Origin of the sequence: Colwellia sp. M166 (assembly GCF_024585285.1) — a bacterium.
Taxonomy (GTDB): domain Bacteria; phylum Pseudomonadota; class Gammaproteobacteria; order Enterobacterales; family Alteromonadaceae; genus Cognaticolwellia.
The window spans coordinates 4683117-4699248 of record NZ_CP040755.1; the positions used below are offsets into that span (position 1 = coordinate 4683117).

Here is a 16132-nt window from a genome sequence, read left to right on the forward strand (position 1 = left end):
CTTTCTTACATTTTCACAACAAAGTAATTATTGCTACTGGTGATAAATAATATTACTTTTAGCTACAATAAAAGTAGTTAATTGATTCATTATTACCGCCAATAAAAATTGTTAGCATCACGTTATGGAAATAAATTAATTCAGATGATCAAATCTCTTTCGAAGCGTTTCGTCGTAACCGTTATGCTCAGCGCTTTGTCTGGTTGCACTGCGCTACAGTTTGCCGACATTTTTCAAGGCTATAATAGCCAAATGAAACCCGTGAAATCGGCACAGCGGCAAGGAGAATTCATTAAGGCGAATGACCTACTTGGCGAACGAGCAACCAACGATGGTAGCTATGTACTTAATTTACTTGAAAGCGGGCGTTTAGCGTTTTTAGCGGCGAACTGGCAAGCTAGTCAAAAAAACTTTGCTCAAGCCTATATCGAACTTGAAGAACAACGCAATAAAGCAAAAATTCAACTGAGTCGAGGCATAGAAAAGCTTGGCGCAACAGTGAGCAATGATAATGCTATTTCTTATCAAGTGCCTTATTACGAACAAAGTATGCTGCATAGTTATCAAGCGTTAAATTATTTATTTCAGCATGACCTTGATGGGGCGTTAGTTGAAATACGTCGTGCTAATTTAGTGCAAGAAAATGCCCTTAAAGCCTATGAGAGCGAAATTTATAATGCCAAAAATGCACTTTATAAATCAGGTATCAGTACGGATAGCTTAGCGAATACTTACCCGAGTATGGTAAGTGCTATTGGGCAAGTAAAAAATGGCTTTCAAAACGCTTTTACTTTTTATCTTTCAGCTATTTTATATGAAGCCAGTGGTGAGCTAAATGATGCTTACATTGATTATAAGCGGGCAATAGAGATATACCCCGAGAATACTTATTTACAGCAAGATATTTTACGCTTAGCAACCAAGCTAGGTATGAGCGAAGATGTAGAGCACTTTCAACAACGCTTTGGAAAATATCAAGCAAAGCAGTCAACGGGACAAGGGCAAGTGGTAATACTTGTCGAAAAAGATATTGTTAATAGTAAACAAGACGTTAGTTTGAATTTGCCAATAGGTCGAGGTAACAAGGGCTTAAAATTCTTTAGTTTTTCTTTACCTGTTTATCAAGGTGATTTGCCACAACATAGTAAGGCTATTGTTAAAAGTGGCGGGCAAAGCTATCAATCTAACGAAATTGTTCGTATTCAATCATTAGCAGCGAAAGATTTACAAGAGCAACTGCCGGCGCTTTTGACGCGTCAAGTAGTGCGTGTTGTTGCCAAAGAACAAATGCGACAAAAGCTAAGCCGAGAAGCGGGTGATGTCGGTAATATTCTGGCCAGTATTTATAACATAGCATCTGAGCGGGCTGATACCCGAAGCTGGTCAACACTGCCGGATCAGGTTGATATTGTGCGGATGCAGCTACCGTCAGGTAAGCAAGTGTTACCAGTGCAAATTAACGGCCAACAACAAAACATTAACCTAGATGTGCAGCCAAATAGGATCACGTTAATCCATTATTCAGCTATTGGTAACTATACTGGTTATCAGGTGATTAATTTATAAACCACTATTAGTGCTGGTATAAGCATGAGTCAGGAGGAAGTATGTTGAATAGTAAAAATATATCGAAAAAAATCACGGCCAGTTTAGCTGTGATATTGCTAAGCACTTTCGCGATAGCTGGATGTGCAAATAAAACTCCACCGGTTACGTCTGGAACAGGTACGAGCGTCATGACCCAAGGTGACGATTTTAGTCAGCACCTTGAAGTAGATAATGCTGATTTAGCTAAACGATTGTTTATTAGCGAAGTAAAATCACGTAAAAATAGTGGTTTATTGGAAGTAAACCTGCAACTGACTAGTAATTATAAAAGATCACAAAAATTACAATATCATTTCAATTGGTTTGATGCTGATGGTTTTGTTATTGAATCAAGAAAAACGCCATGGCAAGCAATAGAGTTACATGGTCAACAATCGACCACTTTACGAGGTTTAGCACCGAACATTAATGTCAGTACCTTTAGTGTTTATGTTCGTGAGATCCCTGAAAAAGCATACAAATATTAATAGTTAAGGAAACGTATTATGAATAAATTAGCACTAGTAACAACACTCGGCTTAACCCTTGTTCTCGCAGCAGGTTGTGCTAATAAATCAGTGGTTCGCTATGGAGACGCCACAGCCGTAGAAACCACTGATATTAATTTTGGCTCGACAGATCTACAAAAAGTCGCTGCTGAAATGACTGATTCATTACTGTTGTCACCGGTTGTTGGTACGCTAACGCAAAATACACGACCAGTAATATTTGTTGAGCGCTTAAAAAATAAAACCAGTGAACATATAGATACTGAGTCAATTACTGATTCAATATCAACCAAACTATTACGCTCAGGTAAGTTTCGCTTTGTTGATATGGGACGTGTAGAGGCGGCCCGTGAACAACTTAAATTTCAACATGATGGTGGCATGGTTGATCCAAGTAAGGCTTTACAGTTTGGTCGTCAAATTGGCGCACAATATATGCTATACGGTAATTTATCGAGTATCGTAAAAAGCAATCAGGATAAATCAGATGTTTATTATAAATTTACCCTACGTTTAATGGATCTAGAAAGTGGTTTAGTTGAATGGGCAGATGAAACTGAAATTCGCAAAACCAAAACCAAAGCATCAGTAGGTTGGTAAGTTGGCTGTTTACTTTAAAGAATGACATTCATCAGGAGGGCAATATGAAAACTATCTATTTAGGGTTAATTTGTTGGCTGCTATTAACACCTCTTGCACATGCTGAATATGAGCGTAATAAGGCGGTGCCAGTCGAAAAGGTGTTATTCGGGCAAGTCTTATCGGTGCGTAATATTACTGAACAAGAATTGATACAAGATAAAAATCAAGGCTGGAAAACTTTTGGTGGAGCCCTGATTGGTGGTGCTATTGGTAATCAATTTGGTGCGGGTAGTGGCCGCGGTGTCGCAACGATATTAGGCGCTATTATTGGCGGTTCAATGGCCCATGATCGTAAGCCAGAATATCGTGAAAAAACGCTACATTTAGTTGAGTTAATGATTAAAGTAGAAAATGGCGATGAGTATATGGTGATACAAGACCTAGATCGTCGGATGTTATTTCAACCTCAAGACGCAATTCGCATGGTTTATCTTGCTAACGGCACAGTGCGTATTGATAAACAAATATAAGCTTTAGATTGTGTTTTAGAGCATGTTTTACTCCGCAGGTAAAATAGAAAGGCTTGATGTTGGTACTAAGCCTTTCTATTTTGTGAAGTTAGTGCTTTTTAACAGTAAAATACTTGCTTTTAGTGGCAAAAATTATTTTATTTTTCATAAGCCTAAACGGTCATATTAATCATCAAGTAACCAGCCTTGTGTTACGGCAAAATCAATTTGTTGACGCACATACAACCATAACTGTGGTGCTAAGCCTTCAAGAAATCTATTACGCTTAATAACCTGTGACTTTTTCACTTTATGTCTAACCCAGCTTCCGCCTTCGTTACTCATGTTTTGCAATAAAGGTAAAACACTGTCCATTGCTTTAGCGAATCTCGCATCAATAGTTTCAGCATTTTCAAATTCTAACCACAATGCCTTGTAGGTTTGAAATTGCGCTTCGGGTAATAAACCAAATAGACGTGTTGCTGCAGCAAGCTCGTTATCAGCTTGCTCTGCTAGTGCCTTTGTATCTGCAAAAGCGAACATATCTCCCGCATCTATTTCGACAATGTCATGAATAAGCAACATACTCATAACACGTGAAATGTTGACATTTTCGACGGCATATTCATGAAGAATGTGGGCAGTTAAAGTTATGTGCCAACTATGTTCTGCACTATTCTCAAATCTGTTTTTATCAGATTTTACAAGCGCTTGTCGGTAAACACCTTTAAGTCGATCTAATTCAATAATAAAGTCTAATTGTTTATTTAGTGCTTGCATTGTTTATTCCAAAATAAGGATTGATGAAAAGTAGTTGTAGTGTGATTTAATTGAAGAGCTTTTAACATGAAGAGCACTACAGCCCATAGTTATATATGGGCATTTATCGGCGATTAAACTTTTTTATCATCTTATCTCTGATTATATGGTGCCTTGCTATAAAGGCAGTGCTGATAAGTGATATCAATAGCTGCTTTAGCGACAGTATTAAGCCATAACGTTGTCCTATTCTTTAATTTTATTTCGCCATAATAGCGGTTAGTTGACTTTATTCTATTGGTGTTGGCACATCGTTTTTACTGACTTTTTGTGCCGTAGAAATTTCTTTTGACCATTCATACTCTTCGCTTGTCGCTTTTGGTCCTTGCTGATTGTCAGCTTGATGTGGTGTAAATGTTAATCTGGTCAGCAAAGGGAAGTGATCAGAGCCTATCGAGGGTAAGCGCTTAATAGCACGTAGCGTAAAATGGTCACTATGAAATAAATGATCCAACGGCCAGCGGGCAAATGGGTAATCCGCATGAAAGGTATTAAACGCTCCTCTCCCTACTCGTGGATCTAATAAACCACTAATTTTACGAAATAGCCGAGTGGTAGCAGACCAAGCAACGTCATTAAGATCTCCAGTTACAATCATAGCTTGGTTACTTTCGGCAATACTGCGAGCAACAATGACTAATTCAGCATCTCGTTCTGTAGATTCAGTATTCTCTGTTGGGCTAGGAGGTGCGGGGTGAAGAAAATGTAGGCGGATTTTATCTCCTGTTCGTAACTCAAGAGCGGTATGTATAGATGGCACGTCTTGTTCTACTAAATAGCATATTTCATGTTCACTTAAAGGTAAACGTGAATAAACATGCATGCCATAAAGGTTGTCGAGCGGGCATTTAATACTATAGGGCATCTCAGCTTCTATTACTTTTAGCTGGTCTTGCCACCATTGATCTGATTCTAATGTCACTAGCACATCGGGTTGATGTTGCTTAACTAGTTTGATTAAGGCATCAGCTTGGCGGTTTGGTGTAAATACATTTGATGTCAATATACTCAGTTGGTTATTAACTCTGTGATCATGGGAGCTTTTTACCTCTTTTGGCCATAAAAAGCTAAAAGGTAATATCCACCGCAACTGCCATATGACGCACAATGTGGTAATTAAGAGCAATATTTGAGTCATAAGCATTTTTCTGTCGAGAAAAATAAAGTGAGCAAATAATAATATCACGGCCAGTATAGTAAATTGTAAACGTGGGAAGTCCATTGCTCTGATAAACCAATGGGGATGGCGTAGTAAAGGCAGCAGACTAACCAGTAGAATCAATAGTGTGCAAAGGCTGAGTATCAGTAACATATTGGCTTGACTCTTAACTTAGGTTTAAAAACGTTTGGTTTTGAAGGTGAATATTTATCTATAACGATCAATGTAGTTAATTTATATTAATAATAATACCAATTCTACTAAGTTTCTTGCCACTCAGTGAAGTTTAAAAGCTTTAGCGGCACAGGTTAACAGTTCCAGGCTGAACCTCAGTACCTACATCGATGTAGGTATAGCAGCGGTGACTAATTTCTGTTGGAACTGTATCAAGCGATACGGTGCTTTTTATTGTGCTATTGGCCATGACATGACTATTTTGGCACCAGCGTTTGTAGTGTTACTGACCGATAATTGCCCTTGATGATTGCGGCATATCTCTGCACAAAGCGACAAGCCAATACCTGAACCCCGAGGTTTGGTGGTATAGAAGGGGGTTAAAACATTCGCTAAATTGGCAAAGCCAGGGCCATTATCGCTGACTTCAATAACTTGCTCATTTTTGATTGAATATAGTGTGATATTTACCTGACAATTTTTCTCAGTAACCGCCTCTTCGGCATTTTTTAGTATATTTATCAGTACTTGTGCTACTTGGTTGATATCGCCGTAACATTGATTATTGCCTTTAAAATGTACTTGACTGCTTTGACTTACCATAGCTTTTGCTTCAATTATCAACGCTGAAAAATCAAACCATTTAGCTTGTGCTGGCGGTAATTGTGACAATTGACTGTACTGCTCAATAAAAGTCATTAAACGGTCGCTACGCTGTTGAATACGACTTAGCACTTTTCTTGTTTGTGTTTCATTTAATACTTCACTAGATAATAAGGTATCAGCCATTGAGCTCATTGGTGTTAGTGAATTGCGTAATTCGTGACCTAACACGCGAATTAAATTATTTTGTATCGTGCTTTGATTTTTATTTAATAGTTGGGAAATATCTATCGCGGTAAAAAGCCAATTATCTTTGCCTTGTTGGCTATAACGAATGCTTTGACATTGCCATTTTTCATCATATATTGGATGAGAAAATTGATTGTTATTGCGCATGAAACCTAAACTTTCCGCACTGGTACCAACTAGCATGGGCTGTTGTAATAATTCATTCATGGCATTATTACGATATGTTAATTGCAGCTGATGATCAAATAAGCACACGGGTACTGACCATGTGTCTAAAATATTACGAAGTAAGGTTTCTAAGGTTTGATTTTTTTCATTTTTGTTATGATTTTGCTGAGCAAGTAGATTGATTTCCTTTTGTAGCTCCCGCAACAAATTGTTCTTATGTTGTTTCTTAAAACGTAGGTTTTGCTCTCCTTCTCTTAATACTTGGGTATAGGTGGTCAGCTGCATAATATTCAGGCACCAAAACCGATAAACTGTGCTCGCTATCCACGCCAGCGGGTAACATAAGAAAAATAGCAAGGTAACAATGGCTAAATGACTCCAGCCTAAACTCCAGGTCAGAGCCGCTGTTAATAAGAGAATAATAACAGCGGTTAGTGATAAACCAGCAATAAGCCATTTTTCATGACTCATGTTTAATACCAAACTTCTCTAGCCTGCGATAAAGCGCATTACGCGAAATGTCTAATAGCTTTGCTGCTTCAAGCACTTGGCCCGAGGTCACAGCCATTGCTTTTTCGACAAGCTGTTTTTCTGCCTGTTCAAGAGGCTGAAGTGCAATGGTTGCGGGGCTGACATCGGTAATATCTAACAGTAATTGTTGTGCGGTTATTTCATTATTCATTGCCAGTAATACTGCGCGTTCGATGGTATGGCTTAATTCTCTAATATTGCCCGGCCAGCTATGTTGTTTGAGCTTTTTAACGGCTTCTTGGCTGAGGGTTAATGTATTTTTGCGATACTTATCACTAAATTGCCTAATAAAATTTAGTGCTAATGGTGCTATGTCTTCTAAGCGCTCTCGTAGGGGCGGTATGGTGATCACTAAGGTATTTAAGCGATAGAGCAAGTCTTGGCGAAAAGCTTTTTCTGCCACCAACTGACTTAAATCGGCATTGGTGGCGCTGATTAATCTAACGTCAGTTTTTTGAGTATGGCTAGAGCCCAATATTTCATATTGTCCGGTTTCTAGCACGCGCAACAGTTTAGGTTGTAATGATAATGGCAAAGAGCCTATTTCATCAAAAAACAAGCTGCCTTGATCTGCTAATTGGAAGCGACCGACACGGTTTTGCTTGGCGTCAGTAAAAGCGCCTTTTTGGTGACCAAATAACTCACTTTCAAATAAAGCTTCTGGGATCGCGGCCATATTCAGAGAAATAAAAGGTGATGATTGACGGCTTGATAATTGATGGATGCGCTCAGCGAGTAGCGATTTTCCTGTGCCATTTTCGCCTAAAATAAGCACATTGGCGTCGGTTGGCGCAATTTGTTTAACCAATTGCTCGATAGCTAACATACTACTGGAGTGACAAATCCAAGCTTTGGTCTCAGCTTCAGCAAGTAATTGCCGATAGCCTTGATGTTCATCCTTGATACGAGAAAAGCTCAACTGTTGCTCAATACTATTGAGTAGCTTTATTTTATTCCATGGTTTTTCAATAAAGTCACTCGCGCCTTGTTTTAAGCCCTTAACAGCCAACTCAATAGAGCCCCAAGCTGTCATTAAAATAACTGGAATATTATGCGACTTTAGCTGAGAAAGTATAGCAAGGCCTTCTTGGCCGCTGGTGGTGTCACGGCTGAAGTTCATGTCTAATAAAATGAGATCAGGTTGGTGACGAGCAGCCTTAATAATGACATCTTTAGCACTGGCAGCTTCGATTATCTGATAATTTTCACTAGTCAGTAATAACTCGAGCGCTAAGCGAATATCGTCATCGTCATCAGCGATCAATATAGTTGCTTTAGGTTGATTCAAGCAAATCCCCGTAATTTATAACGATTAACAAAAAACAGAAGGTGATCAATGGATCACCTTCTAGCTCGTTATAGTAAAATAAATTTATCCTTAGTTATATAGCTAAGTGTTTTGGGTATAGTCATGATTATTGACTATTTTTGAGTTTAATCAGCACGTAGCGCCTGCATTGGATCTGCGCTAATAACGCGCCAAGCTGGCAAAATAACTGATAGCATCACTATGATGACCAAGCCTACGTCGAGTAAAGACATAGCTAACCAGTTAAAGCTAGGTAAAATATCGAGATGTTGGGCTAATTGTTGATAACCTACGACCGCAGCAACAAAACCTAACCCCAACCCTATCAGTAGCATCCATAATGCGTCCTTTAGTATAAAGTTAACTAGTTTCATTTGTTTAGCCCCGGTTGCCATACGCACGGCTAATTCATACTTACGATGATTGGTGGTCATTTGTGTTAGACCCGCGACGCCGATGGCGGCAAGTAATAAGGTTAATATCGTCATGGTAAGTACCACCCATAAACTAACCCGTTGATTCAAGGTTTGTTGCAGCCATATGTCCTGCAAGGGTCTAATTGTTAAGTTGGTTAAGCGTGGAAACTGGCGTTTTAAGTCAGCATTGAGCATTTCAGCAGACATGGTCTGTCCTGTCGGCATCATTACTGTAAATTCTATGGTACTACTGCCATCAATACGGTGTGAATATATCGCTGGTAAGGTTAAAGGTTCTGCAACGCCTGTACGACTGATGGTATTGGCCACTATGCCAGTGACTATCTTCGGCGGATATTCATCACCATTATTTAATTGCATGGTTTTACCAATAACTTGTTGGTTAGTTAAGTTTGGAAACATAGCTTTTGCCATGTTTTCATCAATGACGATGCGATTTTCATCATTGTCTATCTGTGCTTGGGTTAAATTAGCACCAGCGAGTATTTCGATTTTAAAAGCACTGAAAAAATCTGCACTTAAACTTCTGACTTGATAAATAACCCGTTGACCGTTGTTTTCTTGATCTTGAAAAGCATTGATTTGTAATTCGCCCGAAAGTGGCGCGAAATCGGCAATAATCACCTGACTATCGACAACTTTATTTTCTATTAGCGCACTAACGTCAGCCAATAAGGTTTTTATTTCACTGTCTTGATAGCTTTCCCAAGCTTGAAGTTGGGTCGTGTATTCATCCTCAGCAATATTAATTGCCACATTGTAGCTATTACCAAGGTCGTAGCCTAAATCTTGATAAACGGCTTGATAGCTTTGTATGGTTATCATCACTGACGCGGTCAGAAGTACCGACGCGATGGAGAGCTGCAGCACCATAAGTACGCGGCTTAACCATTGATTGCTTTGTGCCTGTATACCTTTGCCACTACTATCTAGGTTATTTGCCAGAGCTTTTTTATCAATATCAACTAAGGCTAAGGCGCTGAATAAAACGCTGAGTATTAAGATGATGGCAATAGAGGCGATGATGGCAATAGAGGCGATGATGGTGGTGAAGTTAATGCTAATGGCATCAATCATTGGCATAGTGTCGCCAGCAATAAGCGGCAGGCTTTTCAAAGCCCAGCCTGTGACTAATAAGCCAGTGATAGCTGCCAAGACAAAGCTTGGTAAATTTTCCAGTAAAATTAAGGTCTTTATCTTTAATAAACTGGCCCCTAAACTGATTTGAATGGCAAACTCTTTAGTGCGCCCTTGGTAATGAGCAATAAACAAATTGAGTAAATTTAACGTTGCCATTAATAGCAAACCAATAACGGCGGCAAATAACGCGATAATTAAACCTTCTGTATCACCGAGCATATTGCTGCGATAGCTTTCTGCAATCACCACTTTGTTGGTTTTAACAATAAAATCAATCAACATTTGCAGGCTATCACCTTCAACATTTTTGCTAATATAATTAATTAGCCATTCATCGGTTTGCGCCAATGTTGGTAGCTTAGCTTGACCGGTTGAGGTTTTAACAAGTAAGTAGTCAATTTCATTACTGATGTTACCAATATTATCAGGCTGGGTTTTGACTGCATTTAAATCGCTGATAAACCAGACCTGTTGATTTAAAATCGCTTGATTACTACTTATCGCCAAAACGTCTTCAATAACACCAGCGATAATGTAGTTTTGGTTATTGGCCTTTAATTGCTTGCCAATAACGCTTTTAACACCCCCATAAGCTGATTGCCATAGGGATTGTGAAATCCAAACATACTTGCTTGGCGAAGCGATTGTGACGTCATCACCTAACAAAAGTTGCGTACCTAAAACTGCTAAAATATTATTGGATGCGGTGTAGCTTGTCGCCGGGTAAATTGTTTCATTAATCGTAATATCTTGCTCGTTTGGCGTAATGCCTGCCCATTCACCTATATCAGCAAAGCGTTCACTAAAAGCGGCTAAACGGTGCATATTCCAATATGAAACACTTAAGGTTTCTGACATATTAAAACGGTATTCAAAGGTTTGCAGTTTACTTTCGTTTTTTACCCCTTGTAATGGTTGATATAAGAGGGTTGATGAAATGGCAATAACACTGAGTACTGCACCTAACGTTAACCCTAAGGTTAAGATTAAGGGGATACTTAATCTCGGTAATGAAAATATTCTAGCGATGCCATTTATCAAGGCTTTTTTTGTTAAACTCATGCAACCCCCTGCAGTGGTTGTTTTTGTTGCTCGCTAAGTATCTGACCATCTAATAGTTGAATTTGACGATTGGCACAACGCGAATAGCGACTATCATGGGTCACCATAACGATGGTTGAACCATCCTTATTCAACTGTTCAAGCAAGGCCATGACTTGATCGCCATTTTTACTGTCTAAATTACCGGTTGGCTCATCGACCAAAATAAGGTCGGGTTTTCCTACTAAAGCACGGGCAATCGCAATACGTTGTTGTTGCCCTCCAGATAGTTGATTGGGGCGATAGTGTTGACGGTGTAACATATCAACTTGCGCCAATACTTCTTCAACTCGCTGCTTTATTTCGCTTTTACTGCTGCCTCGGTGTTCAAGCGGTAATGCAACATTATCAAAAACCGTCAGGCTATCAATTAAATTAAATGACTGAAAAACATAACCAATATGCTGATTTCTAATTTGTGTGCGTTGATCAACTTTTAATCCCGAGGTATTAATATTGGCGAGCTGATAATCACCTTCACTGGCGGAATCCATTAAACCCATAATGGCAAGTAGAGTAGACTTACCACAACCTGAAGGGCCGGTTATAGCAACAAATTCACCCTTTTCAATCTCTAAAGAAATACCTTGCAGTGCGTGGGTTTCAATTTGCTGGCCATCATAGCGTTTATGAATGTTGTGCATATCAACGACTTTATTCATGATAATTTCCTTTGCTTTTTTAATTAGTTATATTTTTAAAATGATAATTTGTTCGATGTTTTGGACTAAATTCTTACTCTGTTAGTGATAGTAGTTTGAAGTTGTTGTAATCACTGGTATCAGAACTGACAATTTCGTCACCTAAGGTTAAGCCCTGATTGATGATTAAATTGCCTTGCGATAATTCGCCAAAGCTAATGTCTTTTTGCGCTAATGTGTTGCTATTTGTTCGAATGAATATGCTTTGCTTACTACGCGGACGTAAGCCGGCGACCTGTGGAATATAAAGCGCGTCAGTTTGATGTTTAACAAAAACTTGGGCTGAAATAGCTAAAGCAGGGCGAGCATTTGAGGTCAACTTTCCCTCCAGCACCGCTTCGGCTAATACCGAGCCATTAGTGACAACACTTTCTATACGAGATATGCGTGCGGTGATAATACCTTTTTGCGTGTCGATATTTACCTTAGCATTAATGTCAATTTGATCGGCTTGTTGTTGCGGTAAACGAAGGCGCGCAATGAGTTCATCATCACTGCCTACTTTTGCCAGTGATTCTCCAAGTTGCACACTTTGCCCTAGTTCAACTTCTAAGGTTTGCAATGAGCCAGTAATGCCAGCCTTAACCTGCATATCGTCTAATTGTTTTTCAAGTAAAGCCACTTGTGATTGTTGTCGACTAACGGTGATATTGCGTTGCGTTAACTGATAGCCCTGCATTTCGATGAATTGTTTATATTTTTCTTTCTCAAAAGCTAAGCGATTAGACTGTTGCTTGACCGCTAATTTTGCTCGCTGTAATTCGATTTTTGACGCCACACCTAGGCCCATTAAATTTTCATTTACTGACAGTTCAAGCTGCGCCTTTTCAATTTCAGCGTCAATATCGGCGATTCGACCTTGATAATTTAAGCGTGCGTTTTGTTGCTCGTATTTGAAAGCTTCACGCTGTGCTTGTTGCTGGGCTAACTCACCGCGTGACTCACTAACTTCTTGTTCAAGTTTAGGGTTAAATAACTGCAGAATAACCGTATCAGGGGTAACTTTAGTACCTGGGCGCACTAATATTTCCGCCACTTTCCCTAAGGCTGGAGCGGTTAATAAGCGCTCTTTAGCAGAGATCAATTCACCGTAGGCACTACTGTAAACATCAAGAGCGCCTTGTTGCACGGTGATAAAGCTCAAGCTAGCAGCCGAAACTGATTTTGCTGACTTACTACTGACTGCATAGGTAGCATAAGCTAAGAGTAAAAAAAACACTGAAATTGCTAGCCAACTCTTCCATTTTTTTCTAGTTGTTAATTCTATTTTCATGATCAAGGCACATTGTAATAATCCATTTGTTATTACTAAAGGAAGTATTGTGCCAGTTTTTTTAAGTATTATTAATCATGCGTTTATGTTTTTTCGTGTTTAAAGTAAGCGGTGAACTGTTCGTTTTTGTCATGAGGATGTTCGAAAATAAGCGCTAATCAATACCTTAGTGAATTATTTAAGTAAGAAAGTTAATTGAGCAGATATATCGCGTTGGTGCTGCTGTTTTCAGCTGATGGGGGTATTGAAAAAAATAGCGTTAGCGTAAAAAGGATACAACCGATAGCATTAAGTTTGTCATCATGGCAAATACCTATAGTACGTTAGCTAGTTGCAGTGCCGCAGAGTTAAATCGTGATCTTAGTCGCCATGTAAGTTTGATAAATCATGTTGCTTTGAATAGTGCGCAAGGTGTTTAAACGAAAAAATTATGACATAATTTCACTATATTTTATTAAGTAGTCGTAAAGGAAGCATTAGTGTTAGCTGACTCGATAGTTGTGCTCGATTTTGAAACCACCGGCTTATCGCCCGATCAAGGTGATCGTGCGATAGAAATAGGTGCTGTTAAGCTTGAAAATGGTGTTATTACTGATAGATTTCAAGCTTTAATGAATCCAGGGCGAAGAATTAATAGTTTTATTGAAAACTATACTGGCATTAATAATCGCATGTTAGCCGTTGCTCAGCCTTGTGCAGCAGTAATGACAAACTTTGCTGATTTTATCGGCAATAGCAACTTACTAGCACATAACGCTTCATTTGATTCTCGCTTTCTTACTGCTGAATTCGCTCGCATAGGCCGTCAGGTGTTAGGGGAGTTTACCTGTTCGTTATTAGTGTCTCGACGTATCTATCTAGATGCGCCTAACCATAAATTAGGCACGTTAATTCATTATAAAAATATTGCCGTTGATGGCGACTTTCACCGAGCGTTATTTGATGCAGAGATGACCGCTGAATTATGGTTGGTTATGCTAAGTGATATTCGGGCACGTTATGGCTTGGATAATATTCCATTTAGTTTGATCAAACGTTTAGCTAAAACGCCCAAGGCACAAGTGGTTAAGTTATTGACGAGCTATGTGACTAAAGTTACTTAGGTAAACGAAGTAACTTTGTCCATATTGTAGCTCTATGACAGACTTTATAATTGCATGATATTGCACTGTTATTTGAGTAAATAATAAGCTGTATACTGGTTAAGCTGTTTTAAATTTTGAGACTAATTTTTGCATCTTTACAGACAATTCAGCTAACTCACGGCCAGATATAGACGATTGAGATATAGCGGCAACATTCTCTTGAGTTCTATCATGAATATTAACGACATTGATATTTATTTCTTCTGCAACAATACCTTGCTGCTCTGATGCTGTTGCTATTTGGCTGCTCATATCGTTTATGTTGATTATAATATCAGCAATGGTTTTAAGTATTTCACCAGATAATTGCGCTTGGTTAACCACATCATCAACTTGTGCTTGGCTTTGAACTATAGAGGTTACAGCTACTTTAGCACTTTGTTGTAATTTACTTATAATCGTACTGATTTCACCGGTCGACTCTTGTGTTCTTGCTGCTAATGCACGTACTTCATCAGCAACTACTGAAAATCCTCTTCCTTGTTCGCCTGCTCTAGCCGCTTCAATTGCTGCGTTTAATGCCAATAAATTAGTTTGATCAGCTATGGAGTTTATCACTTCAAGTATATTGGCTATTTCACGACTATTTTGTTCAAGTTCACTAACGGTTTGATTAGTAGCAGATATTTTCTCAGCTAAGGTATTGATAGTGGATATGGTTTTTTGCATGATTTCTGTGCCGGTACTGACATGTTCATGAGCTTTATCAGAAGCGATGGAGGTATGGGTAATACTTTGCGCGACTTCTTTTGTTGTTGTGGTCATCTCATTTATTGCGGTGGCAATTAACTCAGTTTGTCCAGCCTGACTTTCAATAGAGTTTGCTATTTGAGTTGAGATAATTGAGGTTTCTTCTGCAGTTACGGATATTTGCTCACTTGCACTTGAAACGTCATGTAAGGAGGCTTTAAATGTTGCGAAAACATTATTGAGAGCATCAGCCATTATTGAAATTTCATCACGACCTTGATTACTCAGGCGTATAGTTAAATCATTATTGGATCTTATTTCTACTAAGCCTTCTGAAATAAGATTAAGTGGGGGGATAATGCTTCTAATAAGTATAATGGCTAAACTCGTTGCGAAAATAATGCCGACAAATAACAGTAGCCAAGCAATAGTGATGGCATTGTTGCTGCCATCAAGCAGCATAGCGCTATCACTTTTTAATAGCGCTTTTTGATTGCTAGCCATTGCACTTAAAATAACTTTTATTTTATCTCCTAAGGGCGCGGCTTTAGTTGCCAACCAGTAATTTGCCAAATTCCAGTTATCTTGCGCTCTAGAGTCCAGCATTTTTTTCGGTAAGGGGGCAAAAACAGTCATGGCCTGTGAAAATATGCGGAATGAGTTTTTTTGCTCAATATTGAGTAATATTTGTTGCTGTTTTAATGCTGAAAATCTTTGTTGATTTTTTTGCCATAGTTGTTGAAAATTTTCTCGGTAATGCTCTTCTCCTGACAATAAATAACCACGAATATTAGCAAGTGCTAAGCCAAGTGAGCCACGAACATCAGCCATCATTCCTAACAAGGCTTTTCTTTCGGCACTTGCTGGCAGAGCAAGTTCAATATCGATTAATGTTGTTATTTCTTTAGACATGATGGACGCTTGAGGTACTGCTTGTTGATAGAGTATCTCAATTGAAGGAATGTTTTGTATTGTCTGTGCGATATCTTCAATTTTTTTTTGCTCTTGTTTAAGCGCTTTGAGTAAAGTTTGCATGTCAGTTAATAGCGTTTTATTTTCAGGGTTTGACCAATTAGCAGACATTATATTTAATGTCGCTATGGCAGGAGTTATTTCTGTATCCCATGCGAGCATCCGGTCATGTTTAAATTCCTCTTTACCTAGTAACATCCATCCTCTTAAAGCGGCAAGAGCATGATTAACACCATTTAGTACACTGGCACCTGCTTGTGTGCTGGGAATTCGTAATTCAACCACCTTGTTAGCATCTTGGGTAATAGAGGTGATTTGAAATATTGAACTTATAGATGACATGGCTAGGATCAGCAATAATATTAAGCAACCTACTGTTAACCTTGTACTGATTTTTATTTTTCTGAACATTATGCATTTCCTTTCGATTGAGATTGTATTTTTTGAAGAAAGATTAACTCTGCTGAAATTTTT

General features: G+C 38.8%; 13 protein-coding genes. 5 read left to right on the forward strand and 8 right to left on the reverse strand.

What is annotated here, in order from left to right; all coding sequences use genetic code 11:
• The first annotated feature begins 144 nt into the window (after nt 1–144).
• Genes FGD67_RS21050 through FGD67_RS21065 form a run of 4 tightly spaced genes read left to right on the forward strand, consistent with a single transcriptional unit; the run spans nt 145 to nt 3208 of the window.
• Complete coding sequence (locus tag FGD67_RS21050) at nt 145–1566, forward strand: COG3014 family protein (RefSeq protein ID WP_257172969.1); 1422 nt, start codon at nt 145–147, stop codon at nt 1564–1566.
• A 41-nt stretch (nt 1567–1607) separates the two neighbouring features.
• On the forward strand, nt 1608–2075 hold the full coding sequence (locus FGD67_RS21055) for a YcfL family protein (protein WP_257172970.1): 468 nt from the start codon (nt 1608–1610) through the stop codon (nt 2073–2075).
• Nucleotides 2076–2093: 18 nt separating this feature from the next.
• Nucleotides 2094–2696, forward strand: a complete 603-nt coding sequence (lpoB, locus tag FGD67_RS21060; protein WP_257172971.1) for a penicillin-binding protein activator LpoB — start codon at nt 2094–2096, stop codon at nt 2694–2696.
• Nucleotides 2697–2740: 44 nt separating this feature from the next.
• Nucleotides 2741–3208, forward strand: a complete 468-nt coding sequence (locus tag FGD67_RS21065) for a glycine zipper 2TM domain-containing protein (RefSeq protein ID WP_257172972.1) — start codon at nt 2741–2743, stop codon at nt 3206–3208.
• A 165-nt stretch (nt 3209–3373) separates the two neighbouring features.
• Here FGD67_RS21065 and FGD67_RS21070 read toward each other — a convergent pair whose 3' ends face one another.
• From FGD67_RS21070 to FGD67_RS21100, 7 genes are all read right to left on the reverse strand, one after another.
• On the reverse strand, nt 3374–3967 hold the full coding sequence (locus FGD67_RS21070) for an HD family hydrolase (RefSeq protein WP_257172973.1): 594 nt from the start codon (nt 3965–3967) through the stop codon (nt 3374–3376).
• A 268-nt stretch (nt 3968–4235) separates the two neighbouring features.
• Nucleotides 4236–5009 (reverse strand): endonuclease/exonuclease/phosphatase family protein, encoded by a 774-nt coding sequence (locus FGD67_RS21075; protein WP_257172974.1) that lies wholly within the window; start codon nt 5007–5009, stop codon nt 4236–4238.
• Between the two features lie 561 nt (nt 5010–5570).
• Nucleotides 5571–6830: a PAS domain-containing sensor histidine kinase gene (locus FGD67_RS21080; RefSeq protein ID WP_257172975.1), complete on the reverse strand. Its 1260-nt coding sequence runs from the start codon at nt 6828–6830 to the stop codon at nt 5571–5573.
• Nucleotides 6820–8178 carry a sigma-54 dependent transcriptional regulator gene (locus FGD67_RS21085; RefSeq protein WP_257172976.1) on the reverse strand — a complete coding sequence of 453 codons (1359 nt, stop codon included), beginning with the start codon at nt 8176–8178 and terminating at the stop codon, nt 6820–6822. Before FGD67_RS21085 ends, FGD67_RS21080 begins: the two co-directional genes overlap by 11 nt.
• Nucleotides 8179–8324: 146 nt before the next feature.
• Nucleotides 8325–10838 (reverse strand): ABC transporter permease, encoded by a 2514-nt coding sequence (locus FGD67_RS21090; protein ID WP_257172977.1) that lies wholly within the window; start codon nt 10836–10838, stop codon nt 8325–8327.
• Nucleotides 10835–11539: an ABC transporter ATP-binding protein gene (locus FGD67_RS21095; RefSeq protein WP_257172978.1), complete on the reverse strand. Its 705-nt coding sequence runs from the start codon at nt 11537–11539 to the stop codon at nt 10835–10837. Before FGD67_RS21095 ends, FGD67_RS21090 begins: the two co-directional genes overlap by 4 nt.
• Nucleotides 11540–11612: 73 nt before the next feature.
• Complete coding sequence (locus FGD67_RS21100) at nt 11613–12851, reverse strand: efflux RND transporter periplasmic adaptor subunit (RefSeq protein ID WP_257172979.1); 1239 nt, start codon at nt 12849–12851, stop codon at nt 11613–11615.
• Between the two features lie 479 nt (nt 12852–13330).
• Here FGD67_RS21100 and FGD67_RS21105 point away from each other — a divergent pair, with 479 nt between their 5' ends.
• A complete protein-coding gene (locus tag FGD67_RS21105; RefSeq protein WP_257172980.1) occupies nt 13331–13954 on the forward strand; it encodes a PolC-type DNA polymerase III in 624 nt (207 codons plus the stop codon).
• A gap of 99 nt (nt 13955–14053) precedes the next feature.
• Here FGD67_RS21105 and FGD67_RS21110 read toward each other — a convergent pair whose 3' ends face one another.
• A complete protein-coding gene (locus FGD67_RS21110; protein ID WP_257172981.1) occupies nt 14054–16069 on the reverse strand; it encodes a methyl-accepting chemotaxis protein in 2016 nt (671 codons plus the stop codon).
• Nucleotides 16070–16132 lie beyond the last annotated feature (63 nt).

What these genes read in the sequence shown, in the direction of transcription:
- FGD67_RS21050 (WP_257172969.1), top strand. Translation starts at nt 145, where the DNA reads ATGATCAAATCTCTTTCGAAGCGTTTCGTCGTAACCGTTATGCTCAGC.
- FGD67_RS21055 (WP_257172970.1), top strand. Translation starts at nt 1,608, where the DNA reads ATGTTGAATAGTAAAAATATATCGAAAAAAATCACGGCCAGTTTAGCT.
- lpoB (WP_257172971.1), top strand. Translation starts at nt 2,094, where the DNA reads ATGAATAAATTAGCACTAGTAACAACACTCGGCTTAACCCTTGTTCTC.
- FGD67_RS21065 (WP_257172972.1), top strand. Translation starts at nt 2,741, where the DNA reads ATGAAAACTATCTATTTAGGGTTAATTTGTTGGCTGCTATTAACACCT.
- FGD67_RS21070 (WP_257172973.1), bottom strand. Translation starts at nt 3,967, where the DNA reads ATGCAAGCACTAAATAAACAATTAGACTTTATTATTGAATTAGATCGA.
- FGD67_RS21080 (WP_257172975.1), bottom strand. Translation starts at nt 6,830, where the DNA reads ATGAGTCATGAAAAATGGCTTATTGCTGGTTTATCACTAACCGCTGTT.
- FGD67_RS21090 (WP_257172977.1), bottom strand. Translation starts at nt 10,838, where the DNA reads ATGAGTTTAACAAAAAAAGCCTTGATAAATGGCATCGCTAGAATATTT.
- FGD67_RS21095 (WP_257172978.1), bottom strand. Translation starts at nt 11,539, where the DNA reads ATGAATAAAGTCGTTGATATGCACAACATTCATAAACGCTATGATGGC.
- FGD67_RS21100 (WP_257172979.1), bottom strand. Translation starts at nt 12,851, where the DNA reads ATGAAAATAGAATTAACAACTAGAAAAAAATGGAAGAGTTGGCTAGCA.
- FGD67_RS21110 (WP_257172981.1), bottom strand. Translation starts at nt 16,069, where the DNA reads ATGTTCAGAAAAATAAAAATCAGTACAAGGTTAACAGTAGGTTGCTTA.